Origin of the sequence: Stenotrophomonas tumulicola (assembly GCF_014117215.1) — a bacterium.
Taxonomy (GTDB): Bacteria; Pseudomonadota; Gammaproteobacteria; order Xanthomonadales; family Xanthomonadaceae; genus Stenotrophomonas; species Stenotrophomonas tumulicola.
Map to the genome: position 1 here is coordinate 58,539 of NZ_JACGXS010000014.1, position 20,930 is coordinate 79,468.

21 protein-coding genes are annotated in these 20,930 nt (G+C 65.2%); 17 read left to right on the forward strand and 4 right to left on the reverse strand.

The features are described from left to right. The first annotated feature begins 47 nt into the window (after positions 1 to 47). The 13 genes from H4O11_RS17870 to H4O11_RS17930 all read left to right on the forward strand — a co-directional run bounded on the left by H4O11_RS17870 (position 48) and on the right by H4O11_RS17930 (position 10,834). A complete protein-coding gene (locus H4O11_RS17870) occupies positions 48 to 893 on the forward strand; it encodes a CPBP family intramembrane glutamic endopeptidase (protein WP_182341813.1) in 846 nt (281 codons plus the stop codon). A gap of 107 nt (positions 894 to 1,000) precedes the next feature. After that, positions 1,001 to 1,807, forward strand: a complete 807-nt coding sequence (locus H4O11_RS17875; RefSeq protein ID WP_182341816.1) for a M48 family metallopeptidase — start codon at positions 1,001 to 1,003, stop codon at positions 1,805 to 1,807. A gap of 131 nt (positions 1,808 to 1,938) precedes the next feature. Continuing rightward, the gene (locus tag H4O11_RS17880) at positions 1,939 to 3,156 is read left to right on the forward strand and encodes a heme biosynthesis protein HemY (RefSeq protein ID WP_182341819.1); all 1,218 of its coding nucleotides are present in this window, start codon (positions 1,939 to 1,941) and stop codon (positions 3,154 to 3,156) included. Between the two features lie 144 nt (positions 3,157 to 3,300). Then, positions 3,301 to 3,969 (forward strand): energy transducer TonB, encoded by a 669-nt coding sequence (locus H4O11_RS17885; protein ID WP_425506088.1) that lies wholly within the window; start codon positions 3,301 to 3,303, stop codon positions 3,967 to 3,969. 91 nt (positions 3,970 to 4,060) lie between these two features. Continuing rightward, entirely contained in the window at positions 4,061 to 4,819 is a 759-nt protein-coding gene (gene exbB / locus H4O11_RS17890; protein ID WP_182341825.1) for a TonB-system energizer ExbB, read from the forward strand. Between the two features lie 59 nt (positions 4,820 to 4,878). Then, positions 4,879 to 5,304: an ExbD/TolR family protein gene (locus tag H4O11_RS17895; RefSeq protein WP_182341828.1), complete on the forward strand. Its 426-nt coding sequence runs from the start codon at positions 4,879 to 4,881 to the stop codon at positions 5,302 to 5,304. Positions 5,305 to 5,307: 3 nt separating this feature from the next. Next, a complete protein-coding gene (locus H4O11_RS17900; protein WP_182341830.1) occupies positions 5,308 to 5,721 on the forward strand; it encodes an ExbD/TolR family protein in 414 nt (137 codons plus the stop codon). A gap of 86 nt (positions 5,722 to 5,807) precedes the next feature. Next, the gene (cls, locus tag H4O11_RS17905; RefSeq protein ID WP_182341833.1) at positions 5,808 to 7,268 is read left to right on the forward strand and encodes a cardiolipin synthase; all 1,461 of its coding nucleotides are present in this window, start codon (positions 5,808 to 5,810) and stop codon (positions 7,266 to 7,268) included. A gap of 42 nt (positions 7,269 to 7,310) precedes the next feature. After that, positions 7,311 to 8,054 (forward strand): pyridoxine 5'-phosphate synthase, encoded by a 744-nt coding sequence (locus H4O11_RS17910; RefSeq protein WP_182341836.1) that lies wholly within the window; start codon positions 7,311 to 7,313, stop codon positions 8,052 to 8,054. A gap of 87 nt (positions 8,055 to 8,141) precedes the next feature. Then, on the forward strand, positions 8,142 to 8,354 hold the full coding sequence (locus H4O11_RS17915) for a ParD-like family protein (RefSeq protein ID WP_182341839.1): 213 nt from the start codon (positions 8,142 to 8,144) through the stop codon (positions 8,352 to 8,354). Then, positions 8,351 to 9,127 carry a type I methionyl aminopeptidase gene (gene map / locus H4O11_RS17920; protein ID WP_182341842.1) on the forward strand — a complete coding sequence of 259 codons (777 nt, stop codon included), beginning with the start codon at positions 8,351 to 8,353 and terminating at the stop codon, positions 9,125 to 9,127. Before H4O11_RS17915 ends, map begins: the two co-directional genes overlap by 4 nt. A gap of 54 nt (positions 9,128 to 9,181) precedes the next feature. Beyond that, positions 9,182 to 10,273, forward strand: a complete 1,092-nt coding sequence (locus H4O11_RS17925; protein WP_182341845.1) for a PA0069 family radical SAM protein — start codon at positions 9,182 to 9,184, stop codon at positions 10,271 to 10,273. Between the two features lie 270 nt (positions 10,274 to 10,543). After that, positions 10,544 to 10,834 (forward strand): hypothetical protein, encoded by a 291-nt coding sequence (locus tag H4O11_RS17930; protein ID WP_182341848.1) that lies wholly within the window; start codon positions 10,544 to 10,546, stop codon positions 10,832 to 10,834. Here H4O11_RS17930 and H4O11_RS17935 read toward each other — a convergent pair. The 3 genes from H4O11_RS17935 to H4O11_RS17945 form a co-directional block, all read right to left on the reverse strand. Next, complete coding sequence (locus tag H4O11_RS17935) at positions 10,779 to 11,486, reverse strand: 2OG-Fe(II) oxygenase (RefSeq protein WP_182341898.1); 708 nt, start codon at positions 11,484 to 11,486, stop codon at positions 10,779 to 10,781. The two genes, H4O11_RS17930 and H4O11_RS17935, sit on opposite strands and share 56 nt — an antisense overlap. Positions 11,487 to 11,592: 106 nt before the next feature. Then, positions 11,593 to 12,609, reverse strand: a complete 1,017-nt coding sequence (locus tag H4O11_RS17940; protein ID WP_182341850.1) for a class 1 fructose-bisphosphatase — start codon at positions 12,607 to 12,609, stop codon at positions 11,593 to 11,595. Between the two features lie 101 nt (positions 12,610 to 12,710). Further along, complete coding sequence (locus tag H4O11_RS17945) at positions 12,711 to 13,913, reverse strand: aromatic amino acid transaminase (protein ID WP_182341853.1); 1,203 nt, start codon at positions 13,911 to 13,913, stop codon at positions 12,711 to 12,713. A 162-nt stretch (positions 13,914 to 14,075) separates the two neighbouring features. On the opposite strand from H4O11_RS17945, the gene H4O11_RS17950 reads away from it, so the two are divergent. Further along, positions 14,076 to 16,187: a TonB-dependent receptor family protein gene (locus tag H4O11_RS17950; RefSeq protein WP_182341856.1), complete on the forward strand. Its 2,112-nt coding sequence runs from the start codon at positions 14,076 to 14,078 to the stop codon at positions 16,185 to 16,187. Between the two features lie 21 nt (positions 16,188 to 16,208). Here the strand turns inward: H4O11_RS17950 and H4O11_RS17955 are convergent, their stop codons facing one another. Further along, positions 16,209 to 16,544 carry a hypothetical protein gene (locus tag H4O11_RS17955; protein ID WP_182341859.1) on the reverse strand — a complete coding sequence of 112 codons (336 nt, stop codon included), beginning with the start codon at positions 16,542 to 16,544 and terminating at the stop codon, positions 16,209 to 16,211. Between the two features lie 149 nt (positions 16,545 to 16,693). Here H4O11_RS17955 and H4O11_RS17960 point away from each other — a divergent pair, with 149 nt between their 5' ends. The 3 genes from H4O11_RS17960 to ligD all read left to right on the forward strand — a co-directional run bounded on the left by H4O11_RS17960 (position 16,694) and on the right by ligD (position 20,681). Further along, positions 16,694 to 17,098 carry a hypothetical protein gene (locus H4O11_RS17960; protein WP_182341862.1) on the forward strand — a complete coding sequence of 135 codons (405 nt, stop codon included), beginning with the start codon at positions 16,694 to 16,696 and terminating at the stop codon, positions 17,096 to 17,098. 166 nt (positions 17,099 to 17,264) lie between these two features. After that, entirely contained in the window at positions 17,265 to 18,194 is a 930-nt protein-coding gene (gene ku / locus H4O11_RS17965) for a non-homologous end joining protein Ku (protein ID WP_182341881.1), read from the forward strand. Positions 18,195 to 18,197: 3 nt separating this feature from the next. Beyond that, the gene (gene ligD, locus H4O11_RS17970; protein WP_182341886.1) at positions 18,198 to 20,681 is read left to right on the forward strand and encodes a DNA ligase D; all 2,484 of its coding nucleotides are present in this window, start codon (positions 18,198 to 18,200) and stop codon (positions 20,679 to 20,681) included. Positions 20,682 to 20,930 lie beyond the last annotated feature (249 nt).

Consider the following 20,930-nt stretch of genomic DNA (forward strand, 5'->3'; position numbering starts at 1 on the left):
CGTGCCCAGTGCCCGCATCGGCGTCCATCATTGACGACAGGATTGCGATGTCCTCCACTGCCCAGGTTCCGCCTCCCCTGCTCCCCCCGGCATCCGCGCCACGCAGTACCGGCTCGCCGGTGGCGGGTTTCCTCATCGACCTGGGCCTGGCCGCGTCCATCCTGTTCGGGCTCAGCCTGATCGCTGGACTGGGCTGGGGGCTATACCGCGGGTTGATGGTCGGCATGGAGGCGGCAGCCCCCGGTGGACAGGCCCCGGATCCGGACAACCTGGCCACGTTGCTGGGCCAACCGGGCCCGTTGGCGCAGATCCTGATGGCCCTGGTGGCCACGGGAGGGGCGGCATTGATCCTGTACTTCTGGCGTCGCCGCGCCAGCACCGCAGAACGGGAAAGCTCGCATCGTGCGCTGAAGGCTCCCTCTACCTGGGGATGGACGCTGCTGGTCGCCACGCTGGTCATCATCGGCAGCAACGGCATCGCGTTCCTGGCCCGCCAGGCCGGCGTTGAACCGGTGCCGACCAACCTGGACCTGATGAGCCGCGCGGTCGATCAGTTCCCGGTATTCCTGATGCTGTTCGCCGTGCTGCTGGCGCCTGCCTATGAAGAGCTGCTGTTCCGGCGCGTGCTGTTCGGGCGCCTGTTGCAGGCGGATCGGCCCGCGCTGGGCATGCTGCTGAGCAGCCTCGCTTTTGCGCTGGTGCATGAAATTCCTGGAACCAGCGCCAATGGGCCGTTGGAGATCGCGCAGCTGTGGTTGATCTACGGCGGCATGGGGGCTGCGTTCTGCTGGTTGTACCAGCGCACCGGGACCCTGTGGGCCCCTATTGCCGCCCATGCGCTCAACAATGCCGTGGCGCTGGGCGTGCTGATGGTGTTCGGCATCCCGCAGTGACCGGGTAACGGGCTGATGCGCGCGAAGGTGCGAACCGATCGTCCCGCTTGACGAAACATTAAGCTGCGTCAGTGGAAACTCGTGTCATGAACACGGGGATCCGATCGATGAAACGACTGCTGCTGGCCTTGACCATTACCGCGCTGCTCAGCGCGTGCGCGACGACCACTTCGCCGACGGGCCGGCGCCAGGTGGTGGGCGGCGTCTCCCAGGCCCAGTTGGATCAGCTGGGTGCGCAGGCATTCGCAGAAACCAAGCAGAAAGAAAAACTCAGCACCGACGGCAAGCAGACTGCGTACGTGCAATGCGTGGTGAACGCGCTGGTCGCCCAGCTCCCATCCCAATACCGTGGTGTACGTTGGGAAACTGCGGTGTTCGCCGACAAGGAGCCCAATGCCTTTGCGTTGCCGGGCGGCAAAGTCGGCGTCAACAGCGGCATCTTTACCGTAGCCAAGAACCAGGATCAGTTGGCGGCCGTCATCGGGCATGAGATCGGCCACGTCATTGCCCGGCACCATGAAGAACGCATCACCCGGCAGATGGGCGCGCAGACCGGCCTGTCGGTCGTTGGCGCGTTGGCTGGCGCTGCCTATGGCGAAACGGCTGCAAGTGCCGTCAACCAGTTCGGTGGCATGGGCGCGCAGACGCTGTTCCTGCTGCCCGGCTCCCGCACCCAGGAAAGCGAGGCCGATGTGGTGGGACAACGGCTGATGGCGCAGGCTGGATTCGATCCTGCCCAGGCGGTCAATCTATGGCAGAACATGATGGCCGCCAGCGGAGGCCGTACCCCGCAGTGGCTGTCCACCCATCCGGACCCCACCAACCGCATCCGCGAACTGCAGCGCGATGCACCGGGCCTGCAGGGGGTTTACCAGCAGGCCCAGGCCTCCGGGCGCAAGCCACGCTGTAGCTGAGAATCCGTGAATATGTTGTGATGCAGCACAGGAAACGATTTCTCACGTCCCATAATTCTGATAGGTTTGGCGGCTCAGATTTTTCTGACGTACGCCCTTGCTACCGTCCAGCGCTCCGATCGAGGTGAAAGATGATTCTCCGTAACCACAAGAAAGCCCTGCTCACCGTCTTCATCGCGACTGCCGTGAGTGGCGCCGTGGTCACCGACGCATTCGCCCAGGCGCGCTCTGCCGATCGTTCCGAGCAGCGCGAACGCCGCGGTGGCAAAGCGGCCAAGGCCGAGGTGCTGTACCCGGACGCCACCCGCAAGGAGCCGGCACTGAAGTCCTCGCCGAAGCTCGGCAAGCAGCTGCAGAAACTGGTAGACAGCTACAACGACGAGAAGTTCCCGGAGACGCTGGCCGAGGCCACGGAGATCCTGGGCAACCCGGCGGCGAATGAATATGACAAGTCGCTGGCCTCGCAGCTGGCTTCGCAGGCGGCCTACCAGACCGACGATACCGCTACGGCCAAGAAGTACCTGCAGCAGGTGCTGGACAACAACGGCCTGGACAACAACGGCCATTACCAGTCGATGCTGATGCTGGCCCAGCTGCAGTTGCAGGACGACGACAAGGCCGAGCAGGCCCAGGGCCTGACCCTGCTGGACAAATACTTCGCCGAAAGCGGATCGAAGAAGCCCGAAGAACTGATCATCAAGGGCCAGGCCCTGTACCAGCTGGAGCGCTACAACGAAGCGATCCCGGTGCTGCAGGAAGCCATCGCCGCCTCGCCGGAACCGAAGGACCAGTGGAACCAGCTGCTGATGGCGGCCTACTCCGAAGGCGGCCAGATTGGTGAAGCGGTCAAGGCGGCTGAAGCGCTGGCTGCGAAGAACCCGAATGACAAGAAGGCCCAGCTCAACCTGGCCAGCATGTATTCCCAGGCCGACCAGATGGACAAGGCCGGTGCGGTGCTGGACAAGCTGCGTGCTTCCGGGCAGTTGACCGAAGAGCGTGAATACAAGCAGCTCTATTCAATCTACGCCAATACCGAAAACAAGGAAAAGGAAGTCATTTCGGTAATCAACGAGGGGCTCGAAAAGGGCATCCTGAAGCCGGACCATCAGGTTTACCTGGCCCTGGCGCAGTCCTATTACTATTCAGAACCGCAGCAGGTCGACAAGGCCATCGAGGCGTGGCAGAAGGCCGCTCCGTTGTCCCCGACCGGCGAGACTTACCTGAACCTGGCACGTGTATTGCACAGCGAAGGAAAGATTCCCCAGGCCAAGGAAGCGGCGCGTCAGGCCAAGGCCAAGGGTGGCCTGAAGAACGCCGCGGATGCGGACAAAATCATCAACCTGAAGTAAGTAGGAATAACGCCTGAATGCCTGCACAGAGCGTGCGCAGGCACTCAGGATTGGTATAAGCTTGGAGGTTCCTGCGGTGTCATGCACCGCTGATCAGGGATCCCGCCCCCGGGTATCCCGGCCCCACAATCGAGCTCTTGGCGCATGACGGAACAACTAGTCTTTCACCGCTACGAAGAAACTGAAGAGAAGGGCCTGAGCTGGCCCCGCGTCTTCGGCATCGCGTTTGTAATCGCACTGCATGCAGCAGCGTTCATGATGCTTCTGATCCCGGCTGTCGCCCCCAAGGCGGCCACGGAGAAAGAACGCAACGTGATGGTGACCATCGTCGACGCACCGCCGCCGCCGCCACCACCGCCGCCGCCGCCGCCGCCGGATGAAACCCCGCCGCCGCCGGTGAAAAACCTGTCGCCGCCGAAGCCGTCACCGGTTCCGCCGCCGCCGCAGGCGCCGGTCGTGGACGTGCCGGATCCGCGTCCGACCGATATCGTCACCCCGCCGTCGCCGCCCGCGCCGCCGGCACCGCCGACTTCGATCGAGGCCAGCGTCGATATCTCGTCGAAGAACATGAATCCCCCGCGTTACCCGCCGGCCGCATTCCGTGCAGGTATCCAGGGTGAAGTGATCCTGATCATCGATGTCGATGCCCAAGGCAACGTCACCAATGTCACGGTCGAGAAATCCAGCCGTAACCGCGACCTGGACCGCGCCGCAATGGAGGCCGCACGCAAGTGGCGCTTCAACGCAGCCGAATCGGGCGGCAAGAAAGCCGCGGGCCGTGTCCGCGTACCGGTCAACTTTGCACTGAGCTGATGCGCCAGGGTGGCCGCCGGGCCACCCCCCCGCTGATGGTTCTTATGTTCAGCTATACCCTTCAACACCACACACAACAAAGGTAAGCGTCATGCTGCAGGAAATTTTCATCGCCGCTGCTGCCGGGGGCAACTCCAACGCCCTGTCGCAGATGGGCTTCGAGCACCTCATCCATGAAATGACCAGCCAGCCGGGCGACTTCGCAGTCTCCTGGGTCGTGCTGATCACCCTGATCGTCATGTCGGCCATGTCCTGGTACTGGACCGTCATCAACATCTTCCGCGCTACCCGCCTGAAGTCTGCTGCCGACAAGGTCACCAGCCTGTTCTGGGATACCCCGAACGCGCAGGACGCCATCCGTGCGATGGAAGAGCAGTCGGCTTCGGAGCCGTTCTCGAAGATCGCCCTGGACGCCGCACAGGCTGCCGCCCACCACCAGCGTGCCGAAGGCGGCGCTTCCGGTGGCCTGGGTGAAACCCTGAGCCGTTCGGAATTCGTCGACCGCGCCCTGCGCCAGGCCGTCACCCGCGAAAGCAACAACCTGCAGTCGGGCATGACCCTGCTCGCCACCGTCGGTGCGACCGCTCCGTTCGTGGGTCTGCTGGGTACCGTGTGGGGCATCTACGGCGCGCTGATCAAGATCGGTGCTACCGGTTCGGCTTCCATCGACGCCGTTGCCGGCCCGGTGGGTGAAGCGCTGATCATGACCGCGATCGGCCTGTTCGTCGCCATCCCGGCCGTGTTCGCCTTCAACTTCTTCAGCAAGATCAACAGCGCGACCATCAGCCGTTTCGATACCTTCGCGCACGACCTGCACGACTTCTTCGCCACCGGTTCGCGCGTCCGCTAAGGGACGCGCTTCACCGGGAAACGAAGGTAGTAGTCAACACGATCTAGACGGAGCCCGTTATGGCTTTCAGTAGTGGTAACAGCGGCGGCCCCATGGCCGACATCAACGTGACGCCCCTTGTGGACGTGATGCTGGTGCTGCTGATCATCTTCATCATCACGGCGCCTCTGATGTCCCATAAGGTCAAGGTCGAGCTGCCCGAGGCCAACCTGGTGCAGAACCCGGACGACGCTGAAAAGCGTGCCGGTCCGATCACCCTGGCGGTGACGGAAGACGGCACGATTTACTGGAACGACGAGGAAATCGATCACGGGACCCTCGAGTCCCGGCTCGCCACCGCCGCCCAGCAGACTCCCCAGCCGCCGCTGAACCTGCGCGGTGACCGCACCACCAAGATGCGCGTCATCAACGACCTGACCAAGGTCGCGCAGGAACAGGGCATGCTCGACGTCGGCTTCGTAGCGACCAAAGTGAAGGGGCAGTAAGCCATGGCATTCAGTTCTGGTGGTGGTAAAGGCCCAATGGCCGACATCAACGTCACGCCCCTCGTGGACGTGATGCTGGTGCTGCTGATCATCTTCATCGTGACCGCGCCGATCATGACGTACCCGATCGCCGTGGATCTGCCGCAGCGCGTGCTCAACCCGCCGCCGGTGACGGTCGAACCGCCGCCGCCGATCGAGTTGCGCGTCGATGCGAGCAACCAGGTGTTCTGGAACAACAGCCCGGTGGCAGTGGGCGAACTGCAGGAACGGATGGAACAGGAGGTCCAGCGTGACCCGACGAACCAGCCGGAACTGCGGATCGACGCGAGCCCGGACTCGGAGTACGACGTGATGGCCAAGATCCTGGCCGGCGCGAAGAACGCCCAGATGAAGAAGATTGGTTTCGTACAGCAGTAACAGCGCAATACGCAGTCATGACGCGATTGGAAACGCCCCTGGAAACAGGGGCGTTTTTTTGTTGGGGGTCGCGTTATCATCCGCCGATGCTTGCCCTCTTCGATGCCCTGCGTCACTGGCTGGATGCCATCCCGCATCTGGGTACCTCGCTTGCCGTTGCCTATGTGCTGTACCTGGTCGGCCTGACCGGCTGGATCATGCTGCAGAAGCGCGAGCCGGTGGCCACGCTCAGCTGGATACTCTCGCTTGCCGCGCTGCCGTGGATCGGGCTTTTCATCTATTACCTGCTGGGCCCGCAGAAGGTAAAAAGACAGCGGTTGCGTCGCGGCCGTTCGCGCTCGGGCATGGAGCATTACAGCAGCGTCTGCCCACCCGACGCGGACTGCACCGAACTGGCGGCGATCGGCCAGTCCACCACCGGGCTGGCACCCAGCAGCGCCACCGAAGTGGAATGGCTGGTCGACGGCGCGGCTACCTATGACGCGCTGCTGGAAGCCGTCGCCCAGGCCCGGGACCACGTGCACCTGGAGTACTACATCTTCGAGCCCGACCACACCGGTACCGAGGTGCGCGATGCACTGGTGGCTGCGGCGGAGCGCGGCGTGCAGGTGCGCCTGCTGCTCGATGCGGTCGGCGCGGGCAACATCCGGACCCGCTTCCTGCAGCCGCTGCTGGAGGCGGGCGGGGAAGTGGTGTGGTTCCACCCGCGGCAGCTGCTCAAGCCGTTCAAGCGACCGTGGCTCAACCTGCGGACCCACCGCAAGCTGGTGGTCATCGATGGCGTGCTGGCCTTCACCGGCGGGATCAACATCACCGACGAAGAGAACGAGCGCCGCGATCCCGATGCCTACCGCGACCTGCACATGCGCCTGCGTGGACACGTGGTGCGCAGCCTGCAGCTGGTCTTCATCGAAGACTGGTTGTACGCAAGTGGACAGGATGCAAGGACATTCGACCCGGAGCGGCTGTGGCCACGTGGAACACCCTCCCGTGACGCCGGCAGCATCGACGCACAGGTGTTGGTGTCCGGGCCGGATTCAAGCTGGGAAACCATCCACCGCCTGCACGTGGCGGCGATCCATGAAGCCCGCGATCGGGTGTGGCTGGTAACGCCCTACTTCGTGCCCGGCGAAGCGGCGCGGATGGCGCTTACCTCGGCTGCACTGGGCGGGCTGGACGTACGCCTGCTGGTGCCGAAGATGAGCGATTCCTGGTTCGTCACCCAGGCGGCGCGGTCGTATTTCGACGAGTTGCTGCAGGCCGGGGTGAAGATATATGAGTATGGCCCGCGCATGCTGCATACCAAGGCCTTCATCGCCGACGACGATGTCTGCATCGTGGGCACCGCCAATTTCGACCACCGCAGTTTCCGCCTGAACTTCGAACTGTCGATGCTGCTGCGCGATACGGGTCGCGTCGCCGAACTGGCCGGTATCCTCGAACATGAGTTTGCCTGCGCGACCCGGGTGCACGACGACCGCAACCGCGGCCTGTGGCGCCACCGCCTGCCGGAAGCCTTCGCCCGCCTGGCCTCGCCCTTGCTGTGACAGCGGCGCTACACTTTGCGCCTTGCTTTCCACGCCAATGCCATGACCTGCCTGAGCGTCAACGTCAACAAGATCGCCGTACTGCGCAACTCGCGCGGCGGCCATGACCCGGATGTGCTGCGCGCTGCCCAGGCCTGCCTGGACGCCGGCGCGCATGGCATTACCGTGCACCCACGGCCGGACCGGCGCCACATCACCGCTGAAGACGTGCATGCATTGTCAGCGCTGACCCGCGCACGCGGGGTCGAGTTCAACATTGAAGGCAATCCGTTCGCCCCACCACGCCAAGGCTATCCTGGCCTGCTGGCACTGTGCGAAGCCACGCGGCCGGCACAGGCCACGCTCGTCCCGGATGGAGATGGCCAGCTGACCTCCGACCATGGTTTCGATTTCGAGCGTGACGCGCAGCGGCTGCACCCGCTGGTGGCCGGATTGAAGGCAATGGGATGCCGGGTAAGCCTGTTCGTGGATGCGGGTAATCCGCTGCTTGAAGTGGCCGCGCAGGTGGGTGCTGATCGGATCGAGCTGTATACCGGGCCCTACGCCGAGGCCCATGCGGCCGGCGAGCCTGCCCGGATGCTGGCGCTGTTCGCACAGGCCGCGCGCCGCGCGCAGGCCATCGGGCTGGGGGTGAATGCCGGCCATGATCTTTCGCAGGCAAACCTGCGGGAATTCCTTGCTGCCGTGCCGGAGGTGCTGGAGGTTTCCATCGGGCACGCCTTGATCAGCGAAGCGCTGTACGACGGGTTGGCGGCGACCGTGCGCGGATATCTGGCGCTGCTGTGACCTGGGTGAACGGCCGCCAAGCATGACGCTGGCGTTGATATATGAAATATATATAATACGTATATCAACCGCATCGGATTCCCGCCAATGGGCATCGTCAACATCGACGACGCGCTGCACGATCAGCTGCGTCGCGCCTGCACCGTGAGCCACCGCTCCATCAACGCGCAGGCGAACTTCTGGATCAAGGTGGGCATGCTCTGCGAAATGCATCCGGAGCTGAGCTTCCAGGACATCGTCGCCAATGAGCTGCGTGCTGCAGGCGTACAGCCTGGCGGACTGAGCCCGCTGCGATCATGATCAAGCAACCGACCGAGATCGCGTTGATGGCCGAGGCGGGCAGGCTGCTGGCGCAGGTCTTCCACCGCCTGGATGGGCTGCCTCTGCAAGGCAGGAGCACGCTGGAGATCAATGACTTCGTCGAGCGGATGATCGTCGATGAACTGCAGGCACGGCCTGCCAGCAAGGGTCAGTACGGCTTTCCGTTCGTATTGAACGCGTCCATCGACGACGTGGTCTGCCACGGCGTCCCACAGGCCGAAGACGTGCTGCGCAACGGCCAGATCGTCAACCTGGATATCACGCTGGAGAAGAACGGCTATATCGCCGATTCCAGCACCACCTATCTTGTCGGTGACGTAGCCTATCCAGCGCGCCGACTGGTGCAGTCAACCTACCAGGCCATGTGGAAAGGCATCGCGGCCGTCCGCCCTGGCGCACGCCTGGGCGACATCGGCCATGCGATCGCCCGACATGCCCGCGAACACGGCTACAGCGTGGTGAAGGAATACTGCGGCCATGGCATCGGCCGGGAGATGCATGAAGAGCCGCAGATCCTGCATTACGGCCATCCCGGCACCGGCATGGTGCTGCAGGAAGGCATGGTGTTCACCATCGAGCCCATGCTCAACCAGGGCAAGCCGGCGATCCGTTCGCAGCCTGAGCAGTGGCCGGTATACACGCGTGACCGCAAGCTCTCCGCGCAGTTCGAGCACACCGTAGCGGTCACTGGCACGGGCGTACGGGTGCTGACCCTGCGGCCCGGTGAAACGCCATTGTGCGCAGTCGACTGAACCCTTCAGGCTGCTGTCGCATTCCTTGAGACGGCCCCGCCCTACCCTTCGATCATGGGTATCGCGATCAAAGGCCGAGGCACTTCCTCACATCTTCCCGGGCGCTTCGAGAGCACTGTCAGCGAGACGGTGGATGACGGCTGGACCTCCGACGACAGCGAGGAGTTTGCCGCTCCACGCCTGCGCACCGAGGTCCGCGCTGAAACGGCGCGCAGCATCATCACCCGCAACAATTCCCCGGACGTCGGCTTCAGCCAATCGGTAAATCCCTATCGGGGCTGTGAGCATGGCTGCTCCTACTGCTTTGCGCGGCCATCGCATGCCTACCTGAACCTGTCGCCGGGGCTGGATTTCGAAACCAAGCTGTTCGCCAAGACCAACGCCGCACAACTGCTGCGCAAGGAACTGTCCCGGCCCGGTTACGTGCCACAGCCAATCGCGCTCGGCATCAATACCGATGCCTACCAGCCTATCGAACGCAAGTTGAAGCTGACCCGGCAACTGATCGAAGTACTGCTGGAGGCACGCCATCCCTTCTCGTTGATCACCAAGAACGCAATGGTGGAACGGGACCTGGACCTGTTGGTCCCACTGGCGCAGCAGGACCTGGTCAGCGTGCACTTCTCGGTGACCACGCTGGATCCGCATCTGTCGGCGAAACTGGAGCCCCGCGCAGCGGCCCCGCATGCGCGCCTGCGCGCGATGAAGCGCCTGCGTGATGCCGGCGTGCCGGTAGGCGTGATGGTCGCGCCGGTGATTCCGTGGATCAATGATTCCGAACTGGAAGCGGTGATGGAAGCGGCGCGCGATGCCGGTGCCAACAGCGCCGGCTATGTGCTGCTGCGCCTGCCGTTGGAAGTGGCGCCGCTGTTCCGCGATTGGCTGGATACGCATCATCCCGACCGCGCTGCGCACGTGATGAGCACCATCAACCAGCTGCGTGGCGGCAAGGATTACGACAGCCGGTTCGGCACCCGCATGCGCGGCCAGGGCGTCTACGCGGACCTGCTTTCAAACCGTTTCAAGCTGGCACGCAGGCGGTTCGGCTTCGATGCGCAGAACAGCCATTGGCCGAAGCTGGATTGCAGCCGCTTCGTGCGGCCGGCGCCGCCGCGCGAGGACACACCGCAGGGCAGCCTGTTCTGATCGCTGTGAAAAAGGGGACGGAGGGGATTAAGTCGCAGTCCGTATGCCGGGTTGCCACTTAATCCCCTCCGTCCCCTTTTTTCGTGCGGATGATCGATTTTCGAAAGACCGGATGAGGCGGGTCGGCCAACATAGGCCGCGTGCATCGAACCTACGGAAAGCCTGCGCATGAGCACGACGCTCGCTGCAAAAGAATCCTCATCTCCCCGGGCGTCCCTGCATATGTCGGCCATGGGAAAGGTGGACACGTGTGCGTCCAGCGCCCGGGGAGTGGGGACCTATCGTGTACTGGTGGCCGGTTTCCTGCTGGCCAGCGCACTCAGGATGTTCTTCATCTTCGTGGAAGACGTGGTGATCGGGCCGATGCCATTGTCCGAGGGCGTGATCTTCCTTGGCCTGGCGGCATTGTCCGCACTGGGGGGTTCGCGTGGTGCGTGGCACCTGCTCCGCCGGCGCCGACAGGCCAAGGCTACCCGCCGGCGCCTGGGCCTGCTGCAACAGTGGATCAGCCGCCGAACAGCTTCTGCGCGGACTGGAACAGGATCCAACTGGTTGCGATGAACTTGTCGCCCCCCTGCGGGCGGTTGCCGCGGTGGGTGTGGGTGAAGGCGGTCGGGGCGATCAGCAGGCTGCCGGTGCGCGGGGCGATCTTGCGGCCCTGGAACAGGAACTCGGTCTCGCCCTGTTCAAATCCGTCGTTGAGGTACAGCGTCCACAGCAGGTGCCGATGCAGGGTTTCGGCCTGTGGGTCCCTCGGGAACAATTCACAGTGCCAATACGGATAACCGCCTTCTCCCGCTTCGTACCACTGCAGGTTGATCGCGCCCGGCCTCAGGCAGGTGCGTGCCAGGTCTGACAGCGCGGCCTGGTCCATCTGCGGAAAATCCTCCGCCGTCAGGCGCCTGGGTTGTCCGTTGCTGTCCTGGATCTGCAACATCAGCGGCGCGATCAATGCCTGTGGATAACGGCGTAGATAACTCAAAAGCCCGCTGAAAACGGCTTGCTGCAACACGCCTTCCACGTCCTGCCAGTCATCCAGCCCGCTGATGCGAAGATCCTTGCTGCGCTTGAGTTCCGGGAACACGCCACTGCCCACCGCACCGGGCTGCAGGCGGTTGCTTGCGCGCAGACGCGACACGATTGCCGCGCAGGCATCCGCCGGAACCGCGTTGTGGATCACTTCAATGAAATCGACCGGGTCCTGCGCGTGCATGCGTGCATCCTTCGCCAGCGGGCCTTCGATGGTGCCCACTGGCGAGGGGGATGTCACGTCACGGTCATGCATCGCCGCGCGCGCCAGCATGCTGGCCGCTGCGTGATCACCCCTGCTGTGCGTCGTGCTGCTGGTGATAGCGCACCACTTCGGCCACTTCCTCGCGTGACCCCAGGAATACCGGTACGCGCTGGTGCAACTGGTCCGGCTGGATATCGAGGATGCGCTCGCGGCCGGTCGATGCGGCGCCACCGGCCTGTTCGACCAGCAGGCCCATCGGATTGGCTTCGTACATCAGGCGCAGCTTGCCGGCCTTGGACGGATCCTTCCTGTCCCACGGGTAGATGAAGATGCCGCCACGGGTCAGGATGCGGTGCACGTCGGCCACCATGCTGGCAATCCAGCGCATGTTGAAATCCTTGCCGCGCGCGCCTTCCCTGCCGGCCAGCAGATCGTCCACATAGCCCTGCATCGGCGCTTCCCAATGGCGCTGGTTGGACATGTTGATGGCGAACTCCTGCGTTGCCGCCGGAATCTGCATGCCCTCGGTGGTCAGGACGAATTCGCCGGTTTCACGATCCAAGGTGAACGCATGCGTGCCGTGGCCGACGGTCAGCACCATCTGCGTGCTGGGGCCGTAGATGCAGTAACCGGCGGCGATCTGGGCCGTGCCGGGTTGCAGGAAGCTCTCATCGCTCGGGCATTCGACGTCCTTCGGGCAGCGCAGCACCGAGAAGATGGTGCCGACCGACACGTTCACGTCGATGTTGGAACTGCCGTCCAGCGGATCGAACAGCAGCAGGAAATCACCGCGCGGATAGATGTCCGGTACCGGCTGGCAGTGGTCCATCTCTTCGGATGCACAGGCCGCCAGATGGCCGCCCCAGGCGTTGGCCTCCAGCAGGATCTCGTTGCTGATGACGTCCAGCTTCTTCTGCGCTTCACCCTGCACGTTGCCGGTGCCAGCTTCGCCCAGCACGCCGCCCAGGGCGCCCTTGCTGACGGCGATGGAGATGTTGGTGCAGGCGCGGCCCACCACGGCGATCAGCTGGCGCAGGTCTGCATTGATGCGGCCGGCATGCTGTTCCTGGATCAGATACCGGGTCAACGACGTACGGGACATGGGCAGGCAAGCCTCAAGCGACAGGGAGAATCGCCTATTGTCGCCCGCCCGGACAGAAAATGGGGACGGAGGGGATTATTAATCCCCTCCGTCCCCTTTTTTCAGGCCTTTGCCACCTTCGCCACGGCCTGGGCCACGTAGTCCAGGTTGTTCTGGCTGAGCGCGGCCACGCAGATGCGGCCGGTGCCGACCGCGTAGATGCCGTACTCGTCACGCAGCCTGTCCACCTGGGCGCGGCTCAGCCCGGAGTAGGAGAACATGCCGGCCTGGTCGTTGATGAAGGCAAACCCGGGTGCACCGGCAGCGACCAGCTTTTCCACCAGGCCGTTGCGCAGGGCATGGATGCGCTCGCGCATCTCGGTCAGCTCGGCTTCCCAGAGCTGGCGCAGCTCGACGCTGTTGAGTACGCCGGCCACCAGCGCCGCACCGTGGTTGGACGGGCTGGAGTAGATGGTGCGGATGATGCGCTTGACCTGCGACTGCACGGCCTTGGCCGCGTTCGCATCCGGGGCCACCACCGACAGCGCACCGATGCGCTCGCCATACAGCGAGAACGACTTGGAGTACGAGTTGGCGACCACGAAGCTGTCGATGCCGGCTTCGGCGATGATGCGCACGGCGGCGCCATCCTGCTCGATGCCCTTGTCGAAACCCTGGTAGGCCATGTCGATGAACGGGAACAGCTGGCGGTCCTTCAACAGCGCAGCCACCTGCTTCCACTGGTCGACGGTGAGGTCGGCACCGGTCGGGTTGTGGCAGCAGGCGTGCAGCAGGACCACGGTGCCCGGCTGCAGCTTGCCCAGGTCGGCCAGCATGGCGTCGAAGTCCACGCCGTGGGTCGCCGCATCGAAGTAGCTGTACTCCACCACCTCGAAGCCGGCCGCGCCGAACACCGCGCGATGGTTTTCCCAGCTCGGGTTGCTGATGGCGATGGTGGCGTGCGGCAACAGCTTGTGCAGCAGGTCCGCGCCCACGCGCAGTGCACCGCTGCCGCCGATGGTCTGCGACGTGGCCACGCGGCCGGCGGCCAGCAGTGGCGAATCCTTGCCGAATACCAGTTCACGCGTGGCCTGGGTATAGGCAGGCAGTCCATCGATGGGCAGGTAGCCGCGCGGTTTGGCATCGGTGGCGAGCTGCTGCTCGATCTGCTTGACGGCGCGCAGCAGCGGGATACGGCCGCTCTCGTCGTAGTAGATGCCCACACCCAGGTTGACCTTGGTCGGACGGCTGTCGGCGTTGTACGCCTCGGTCAGGCCCAGGATCGGGTCGCCCGGGACCAGTTCCACGTTTGCAAAGAAGGACACGGCGGTACTCATTCGGTAAGGGGGAGGAAGAAAGCACGCAGTAGGTCGCGACCGCATCGGCCACGACCACGCCATCGTAACAAAGGGACCGGAGGCGCGGCATTCCCCGTCACGCCTGCGTCGGTACCATGGGGCTTCTTCCCGATATCCTGGCCCTGAATGATGAACCCCCCTCCGGCGCGCTGCCGGCTGCCTGTCCTGGGTACCCTGCTGCTGTCGACCGTCGCCGGGGCGCAGGCCCCGCGCAGCCTGCCTGCCGTGGAGGTCGAGGCGGCACGGGTCCAGCACGTGGACCCGTTCGCGCTTCCAGCCAGCCTGGATACGGTATGGATCGATGATGACCGCGCAGGCGCCCAGGCGCAGTTGTCCGAAGCGCTGGACGGGATTCCCGGGGTGCTGGCGCGTGATCGGCAGAACCTGGCCCAGGACACCCAGTTGTCCATCCGCGGCTTTGGTGCCCGCTCGACCTTCGGCGTACGTGGCGTGCGGGTGCTGGTGGATGGCGTGCCGGCGACGATGCCCGATGGCCAGGGGCAGCTGTCGCACGCCAGCCTGCTGGGTGCCGAGCGCATCGAGGTGCTGCGTGGCCCGTTTTCAGCCCTGTACGGCAACTCTTCCGGCGGCGTGCTGCAGGTCCACAGCGCGCGTGGCCGCGAGGGCGATCCCTGGCGCTTGCGGGTGAATGCCGGAACGGACAATACGCTCTCCGTTGGTGCGCAACTGCGCGGCGTGCAGGGTCCGGTGGACTACAACATCGCCGCCAACCATTTCCGTACCGATGGCTGGCGCGACCACAGCCAGGCACGGCGCGAATCACTCAATGCGCGCCTGGGCATGGCCGTGGGCGAGGACCGCCTCGAGTTGCTGTTGAACTATCTGGATGCACCCGATGCGCAGGATCCACTCGGCCTGACACGGGCGCAGGCGGCTGCTGACCCGCGGCAGGCCACCGCCGTGGCGCACCAGTACGACACCCGCAAGTCGGCACGCCAGGCGCAGGCCGGACTGGTCTACAGCGGCACCCGCGATGCGCACCGCTTTCGCCTGACCGGTTATGCCGGGCAGCGCGAGGTCACCCAGTTCCTGGCCATCCCGCCAGCGCCGCAGGCCAGCCCGCTGCATGCCGGCGGCGTCATCGGCCTGGATTCGGGGTATGGCGGGCTGGACGCGCGCTGGGGCTGGACCGGCGAACTGGCCGGACGCGCCCTGGACGTCACGGCCGGCATCAACGCCGACCAGCAGCGCCAGCATCGCACCGGCCATGAAAACTTCATCGGCGACCAACTGGGCGTACGCGGCCGGTTGCGCCGCGACCAGCGTGACACCGTGTCCAACGTGGACCAGTTCGTGCAGGCCTGGTGGCAATGGAGCGAACGCTGGTCGTTGCTGGCCGGTGCCCGCCACAGCAGCGTGCGCTTCCGTTCGCGGGACCATTACATCACCGCCGGCAATCCCGACGACAGTGGCCGCCGCCGCTACCAGGCCACCACGCCGGTTGCCGGGGTCAGCTTCGAAGTGACCCCGCAATGGCGCCTGCATGCCGCCGCAGGACGCGGCTTTGAAACACCGACCTTCAACGAACTGGGCTACCGCGCCGATGGCCAGGCCGGGCTGGCGCTGGACCTGTCAGCCGCACGCAGCCGCAATGTGGAAATCGGCAGCAAATGGCACGCGCAGGATGGCCGCCAACTGGATGTCACCCTGTTCCGCGCCGATACCGACGACGAACTGGCGGTGGCCAGCAACACCGGTGGACGCAGCACGTACCGCAATATCGGCCGCACCCGCCGCCAGGGCGCCGAACTGTCATGGCGCCAGCCGCTGGCGCAGGACCTGGACCTGCAGGTGGCCTGGACCTGGCTGCAGGCGCAGGTGCGCAGCGGTTACCTGGCCTGCGGCGGTAGCGGCTGCAGCGTCCCCGATACACCGGTAGACGCCGGCAGCCGCCTGCCTGGCGTGCCCAGGCAACAGGCCTTTGCCCGCCTGCAATGGCAGCCACGCCAATGGCAGTGGGCGGCCGAAGTGACCGCCAGCAGCGATACGGTGGTCAATGACCTGGCCACCGAGCGGGCACCGGGATACGCGCTGCTCAACCTGGAAGCCGGCCGCAGCTGGACGCTCGATGCCGGTGACCTGCGGGTGTTCGCACGCGTGGACAACGCATTGGACCAGCGCTACATCGGTTCGGTGATCGTCAACGACGGCAACGGGCGTTACTACGAGCCCGGCCCGGATCGCCGCGGCAGCCTGGGCGTGCAGTGGTCGTGGCGCTGAGCACGCCCGGCCACGGTGCCCTCAATCGGGGGCCTTGGCCGGTACGAACGGGGAGGTAGGGTCGCTTGCCGGAAAGGTCTCTTCCAGCGCCTCGTCCTGGTTGTCGCTGGCGTGCTGCTTGCGCTCGCGCCGTTTCAATGGGCTTTCCTGTCCCCCGCGGTGGCGGTCGCCACTGTCCTTGCGGTCCTGTGCCGCCTGTTCGCATTCACGTTTGACCGGCAGGTGGTCGCCATCGTCGATGAACGGCGCGCCAGTCCCGCGGTTCTCGGCGTCGGCGATGTCATGCTTCCCGCGCTGTTCGCCCGCAGCCGGGGCAGAGGCTTCGCGCAGGGGATCCCGGGATACGTCTCGATTCATGGCCGCTCTCCTGGCAGGGACTCCACTAAAGCGCCATCCGGGTAAAGCGACTGCGAATCCCGGGCCCGGTTTCCTCGACATTCCTGTCACGACTGGGTAACGGCCGCGCGGGTAAATCTGCCCATCCGCCCCACTGCAGGAGCCGCGCCATGCCACGCCTGGAACGTCCCATGCCGTCGCTGTTCAGTGCCCTGCGCGATCCGCTGGCACAGGCCCCTGCACAACGCCGTAGCCGCCGCCACCGGCAGGAAGACCCACAGTCGGTGGCGCAGGATTACCTTCAGTACATGCTCAACGATTACGAACAGCGCCGCAGCCACGGCCGTCGCCGCTGGCGTGACCTGTGCCCGGCCTATGCCTTCGCCCTGACCACGCACGCTGCCGACTGGCCACGTGGTGGCGATGAGGAAACCGAAGGCGAACTTGCCGCACACTGGGAACAGATGCGTGGCGAATCGCGCCTGCGCTGGCCGCAGGCCCGCAACGTGGTGGAGGACGCTTGGCTGGCGCTGGACCACATGCCGATTTCCGCAGTGCGTCCGCTGTTGCAATGAACCGCGCAGGCGGCCGGCGCCCGGCAGGCCGCCTGCGCCCAGCACCCGGGCGGACGCTGCCGGGCATCGGTCCGGCTCTGTCCGGGCACGTCCTGCACGCCGCAGACACGGCCGTTTCACGGCCATGCGCCGAAGCTGGGCGTCCCCTGTCACCCGGTGAGCGCCCATGGCCCGCCCGATCTGGACCGGCACCCTTTCCTTCGGCCTGTTGAACGTACCGGTCTCGTTGATGTCCGGCGAGCGGAAGGTCGACCTGCAGTTCCGCATGCTGGATTCGCGTGATCGCAAGCCGATCCGATTCGAACGCGTCAACGCCGATACCGGCGAAGAAGTCCCGTGGAAGGACATCGTCAAGGCGTTCGAGTACGACAAGGGCAGCTACGTCGTGCTGGAAGAGGACGACATCCGTTCGGCCGCGCCGGAAAGCCATGAAACGGTGGAGGTGGAAAGCTTCGTCGATGCAGCGCAGATCGATCCCCGTTACTTCGAGAAACCCTACCTGCTGGTGCCGGGAAAGAAGGCCGAGAAGGGCTATGTGCTGTTGCGCGAGACCTTGCGCCGTACCGGCAAGGTCGGCATTGCCAAGGTGGTGGTGCGGACCCGCGAGTATCTTTGCGCGGTGATGCCCAACCAGGATGCCCTGGTGCTGATGATCCTGCGTTATCCACAGGAGCTGGTGGATCCGGAAGACTACAAGCTGCCCGGCGGAAGCCTGTCCGACTATCGCATCAGCAGCAAGGAAACCGCGATGGCCGAGCAGTTGATCGAATCCATGGCGGGTGACTGGGATCCGTCGCACTACCATGACGAATTCCGCGAACGCCTGCATGGCATCCTGACCAAGCGCATCAGGTCCAAGGGCGGTACCACCACGGTGGAGGACGAACCGACCCCGCACGAGGACGCCACCACCAACGTGGTGGACTTCATGTCGTTGCTGCAGAAGAGCTTGGACGCCAAACGGCGTACCCCGGCAAAAAAGACGGCCAGCAAGGCAACGAAGAAGGCACCGGTGAAGAAGGCGGCGAAAAAGGCCCCGAAGAAGGCAGTGAAGAAAGCCGCGAAGAAAGCCGCGCCCCGGCGCCGGGCGGGTTGAACGATGTCACTGCACCAGTATCGCCGCAAGCGCCGGCTGGGTACCGCTGCCGACGGTACCCCGGAGCCGGACGACCAGCCCGCGCAAGGCGATCCGGACCGGCGGCCGGGCTTCGTCGTGCAACTGCACCATGCCAGCAGCCGGCACTACGATTTCCGCCTGGAGATGGATGGCGTGCTGAAGAGCTGGGCGGTGCCGAAAGGCCCGTCGCTGCGCGCTGGCGAGAAACGGCTCGCGGTGGAAGTGGAAGACCATCCGCTGTCCTATGCCACCTTCGAAGGCGACATCCCGCACGGCCATTACGGCGCCGGCCACGTGGATGTCTTCGACCATGGCACCTGGGCCAGCGAAGGCGATCCGCTGCCGGCATTGGCGGCGGGCAAGCTGGACTTCGTACTGCATGGCGAACGGCTGTCCGGTGGCTGGAAGCTGGTGCGCACCGCGCTGAAGGGACGCCAGCCGCAATGGCTGCTGATCAAGCGCGATGATGCGCAGGCCCGGGACGCCGAGGCCGACGACCTGCTGCGGGATCCACCGGCTGAAGCGGGCGGCGGCTCTACCAGGCCCAGCGCGGCCAAGGGCAGGCCGGCAGGCCGCGCAACGCGCACGCGCAAGGCGGACAGTCGCTGGCGCAAGCGTGCGCTGCTGCTGGATGGTGCGCGCGCTGCGCCCTATCCACACCAGTTCGCACCGCAGCTGACCGATCACCGGGACACCGCACCGGAGGGGGCGGGATGGCTGCATGAAATCAAGTGGGATGGTTACCGGCTGCTGGCCGACCTCGACGATGGCCAGGTCAAACTGCGGTCACGCAACGGCCTGGATTGGAGCGACGACTTCCCGGAGGTTGCCCGGGCGGTCGCCGCCCTTCCGGTCAGCGATGCGCGACTGGATGGCGAACTGGTGGTGCTGCACGCAGACGGACGCAGTGACTTCGCCGCCCTGCAGCGGGTGATCGACGGCAGTTCCAGCCAACCGCTGCGCTATGTGGTGTTCGACCTGCCCGGCGTAGCCGGCGTGGACATCAGCCGCGCGCCGTTGCTGGCGCGCAAGACCTTGTTGAAAGCGTTGCTGGGCAGCAAGCCTGGCACGCTGGCCTACAGCGACCATGTCATCGACCATGGGCCGGCGGTGTTCTCCGCCAGTGGCGAGGCGGGGTTCGAGGGCATCATCAGCAAACAGCGGGATGCCGCCTACGTCAACGTGCGCGCGCGCAGCTGGGTGAAGGTCAAGCATGAAGACACCGACGAATTCCTGATCGTCGGCCATACACCGCCCAAGGGATCGCGGCAGGGCTTTGGCTCGTTGCTGATGGCCGTGCAGGACAAAGGTGGCCTGCGTTACGTGGGACGCGTCGGTACTGGATTCGATGATGCGCAGCTGCATGCGCTCGGCTCGCAGCTGGAAACGCTGGCAGTGAAGCAGCCGGTGCTGGAGCTGCCCGCGCATGTCCCGTTCCGCGCTTCCAGCGTGCATTGGGTTGAACCGGTGCTGGTGGCCGAGGTGGCATTCCGCGGCTTGGGCAAGGAGGGGCTGCTGCGCCAGGCCAGCTTCAGGCGACTGCGGGTCGACAAGATGGACGGGCGGGTCCTTTCGCCAAAGGAAAAGGGAGGCAGCGCCGTGTCCAATGCGGTGACGATCACCCATCCCGAGCGGGTGGTGTATCCCGGGCGGAAGATACGCAAGGGCGATGTAGCGGACTATTACCGGGCCATGGCGCGGTGGATACTGCCTGAAATCGCCGGCAGGCCGCTGTCGCTGCTGCGCTGCCCACGGGGAGTGGGCCAGGCCTGCTTCTTCCAGAAACATCATGGCCAGGGGCTGGGCGATGCGGTGCGTTCCGTACCGCTCAAGCAGAAGAGCGGAACCGAGGACTACGTATTCGTCGACGACGTGCAGGGCCTGCTGCAACTGGTGCAGATGAACACCCTGGAGCTGCACCCGTGGGGGGCTACCGTGCAGGACCCCGAACATCCAGATCGGCTGGTGTTCGATCTCGATCCGGGTGAAGGCGTGACCTGGGTGCAGGTCAAGGCCGCCGCACGCGATATCCGTGCCCGCCTGCAGGAGGTGGGGCTGCAGAGCTTCGTGCGGCTGTCCGGTGGCAAGGGCCTGCACGTGGTGGTGCCGCTGCAGCCGAAGGCCGGCTGGGACCAGGCCAAGGCGTTCTGCGAGGCCTTCGCGCAGGCGCTGGCGCAGCATGCACCGGACCGCTACGTAGCCACGATGAGCAAGGCCAGGCGCACCGGGGTGATCTTCATCGACTGGCTGCGCAATGCGCGTGGGGCGACCAGCGTGTGTTCGTGGTCATTGCGCGCACGCGACAGCGCAGGCGTGGCGGTGCCGCTGCGCTGGGAAGAACTGGGCCGCATTGCAGCGGCCGATGCATTCCCGCTGGACAAGGCGCTGGCGCGGGCCAGGCGTCTGAAGCGCGATCCCTGGGAGGGGATCGCCACGTTGAAGCAGGTCTTGCCGCTGGACCTGTAGCGCCGGGCCATGCCCGGCGGATTCCGGCCGTCGCCGAGCATGGCTCGGCGCTACCGGAGCACGGGTCAGAAGTCGGCGCGGATGCCCAGGGTGACGCGGCGCCTGGTGCACGATCCCTGGGACGCTGGACCTGTAGCGCCGGGCCATGCCCGGCGGATTCCGGCCGTCGCCGAGCATGGCTCGGCGCTACCGGAGCACGGGTCAGAAGTCGGCGCGGATGCCCAGGGTGACGCGGCGCCTGGTGCACGA

Bases quoted from the DNA above. Each gene is read 5' to 3' on its own strand.
- exbB (WP_182341825.1), top strand. From the start codon at position 4,061: ATGCTGCAGGAAATTTTCATCGCCGCTGCTGCCGGGGGCAACTCCAAC.
- H4O11_RS17915 (WP_182341839.1), top strand. From the start codon at position 8,142: ATGGGCATCGTCAACATCGACGACGCGCTGCACGATCAGCTGCGTCGC.
- H4O11_RS17895 (WP_182341828.1), top strand. From the start codon at position 4,879: ATGGCTTTCAGTAGTGGTAACAGCGGCGGCCCCATGGCCGACATCAAC.
- cls (WP_182341833.1), top strand. From the start codon at position 5,808: ATGCTTGCCCTCTTCGATGCCCTGCGTCACTGGCTGGATGCCATCCCG.
- H4O11_RS17935 (WP_182341898.1), bottom strand. From the start codon at position 11,486: ATGCACGCGCAGGACCCGGTCGATTTCATTGAAGTGATCCACAACGCG.
- H4O11_RS17875 (WP_182341816.1), top strand. From the start codon at position 1,001: ATGAAACGACTGCTGCTGGCCTTGACCATTACCGCGCTGCTCAGCGCG.
- map (WP_182341842.1), top strand. From the start codon at position 8,351: ATGATCAAGCAACCGACCGAGATCGCGTTGATGGCCGAGGCGGGCAGG.
- H4O11_RS17910 (WP_182341836.1), top strand. From the start codon at position 7,311: ATGACCTGCCTGAGCGTCAACGTCAACAAGATCGCCGTACTGCGCAAC.
- H4O11_RS17955 (WP_182341859.1), bottom strand. From the start codon at position 16,544: ATGAATCGAGACGTATCCCGGGATCCCCTGCGCGAAGCCTCTGCCCCG.
- ligD (WP_182341886.1), top strand. From the start codon at position 18,198: ATGTCACTGCACCAGTATCGCCGCAAGCGCCGGCTGGGTACCGCTGCC.
- H4O11_RS17940 (WP_182341850.1), bottom strand. From the start codon at position 12,609: ATGTCCCGTACGTCGTTGACCCGGTATCTGATCCAGGAACAGCATGCC.
- H4O11_RS17900 (WP_182341830.1), top strand. From the start codon at position 5,308: ATGGCATTCAGTTCTGGTGGTGGTAAAGGCCCAATGGCCGACATCAAC.
- H4O11_RS17885 (WP_425506088.1), top strand. From the start codon at position 3,301: ATGACGGAACAACTAGTCTTTCACCGCTACGAAGAAACTGAAGAGAAG.
- H4O11_RS17960 (WP_182341862.1), top strand. From the start codon at position 16,694: ATGCCACGCCTGGAACGTCCCATGCCGTCGCTGTTCAGTGCCCTGCGC.
- H4O11_RS17880 (WP_182341819.1), top strand. From the start codon at position 1,939: ATGATTCTCCGTAACCACAAGAAAGCCCTGCTCACCGTCTTCATCGCG.
- H4O11_RS17950 (WP_182341856.1), top strand. From the start codon at position 14,076: ATGAACCCCCCTCCGGCGCGCTGCCGGCTGCCTGTCCTGGGTACCCTG.
- ku (WP_182341881.1), top strand. From the start codon at position 17,265: ATGGCCCGCCCGATCTGGACCGGCACCCTTTCCTTCGGCCTGTTGAAC.
- H4O11_RS17870 (WP_182341813.1), top strand. From the start codon at position 48: ATGTCCTCCACTGCCCAGGTTCCGCCTCCCCTGCTCCCCCCGGCATCC.
- H4O11_RS17925 (WP_182341845.1), top strand. From the start codon at position 9,182: ATGGGTATCGCGATCAAAGGCCGAGGCACTTCCTCACATCTTCCCGGG.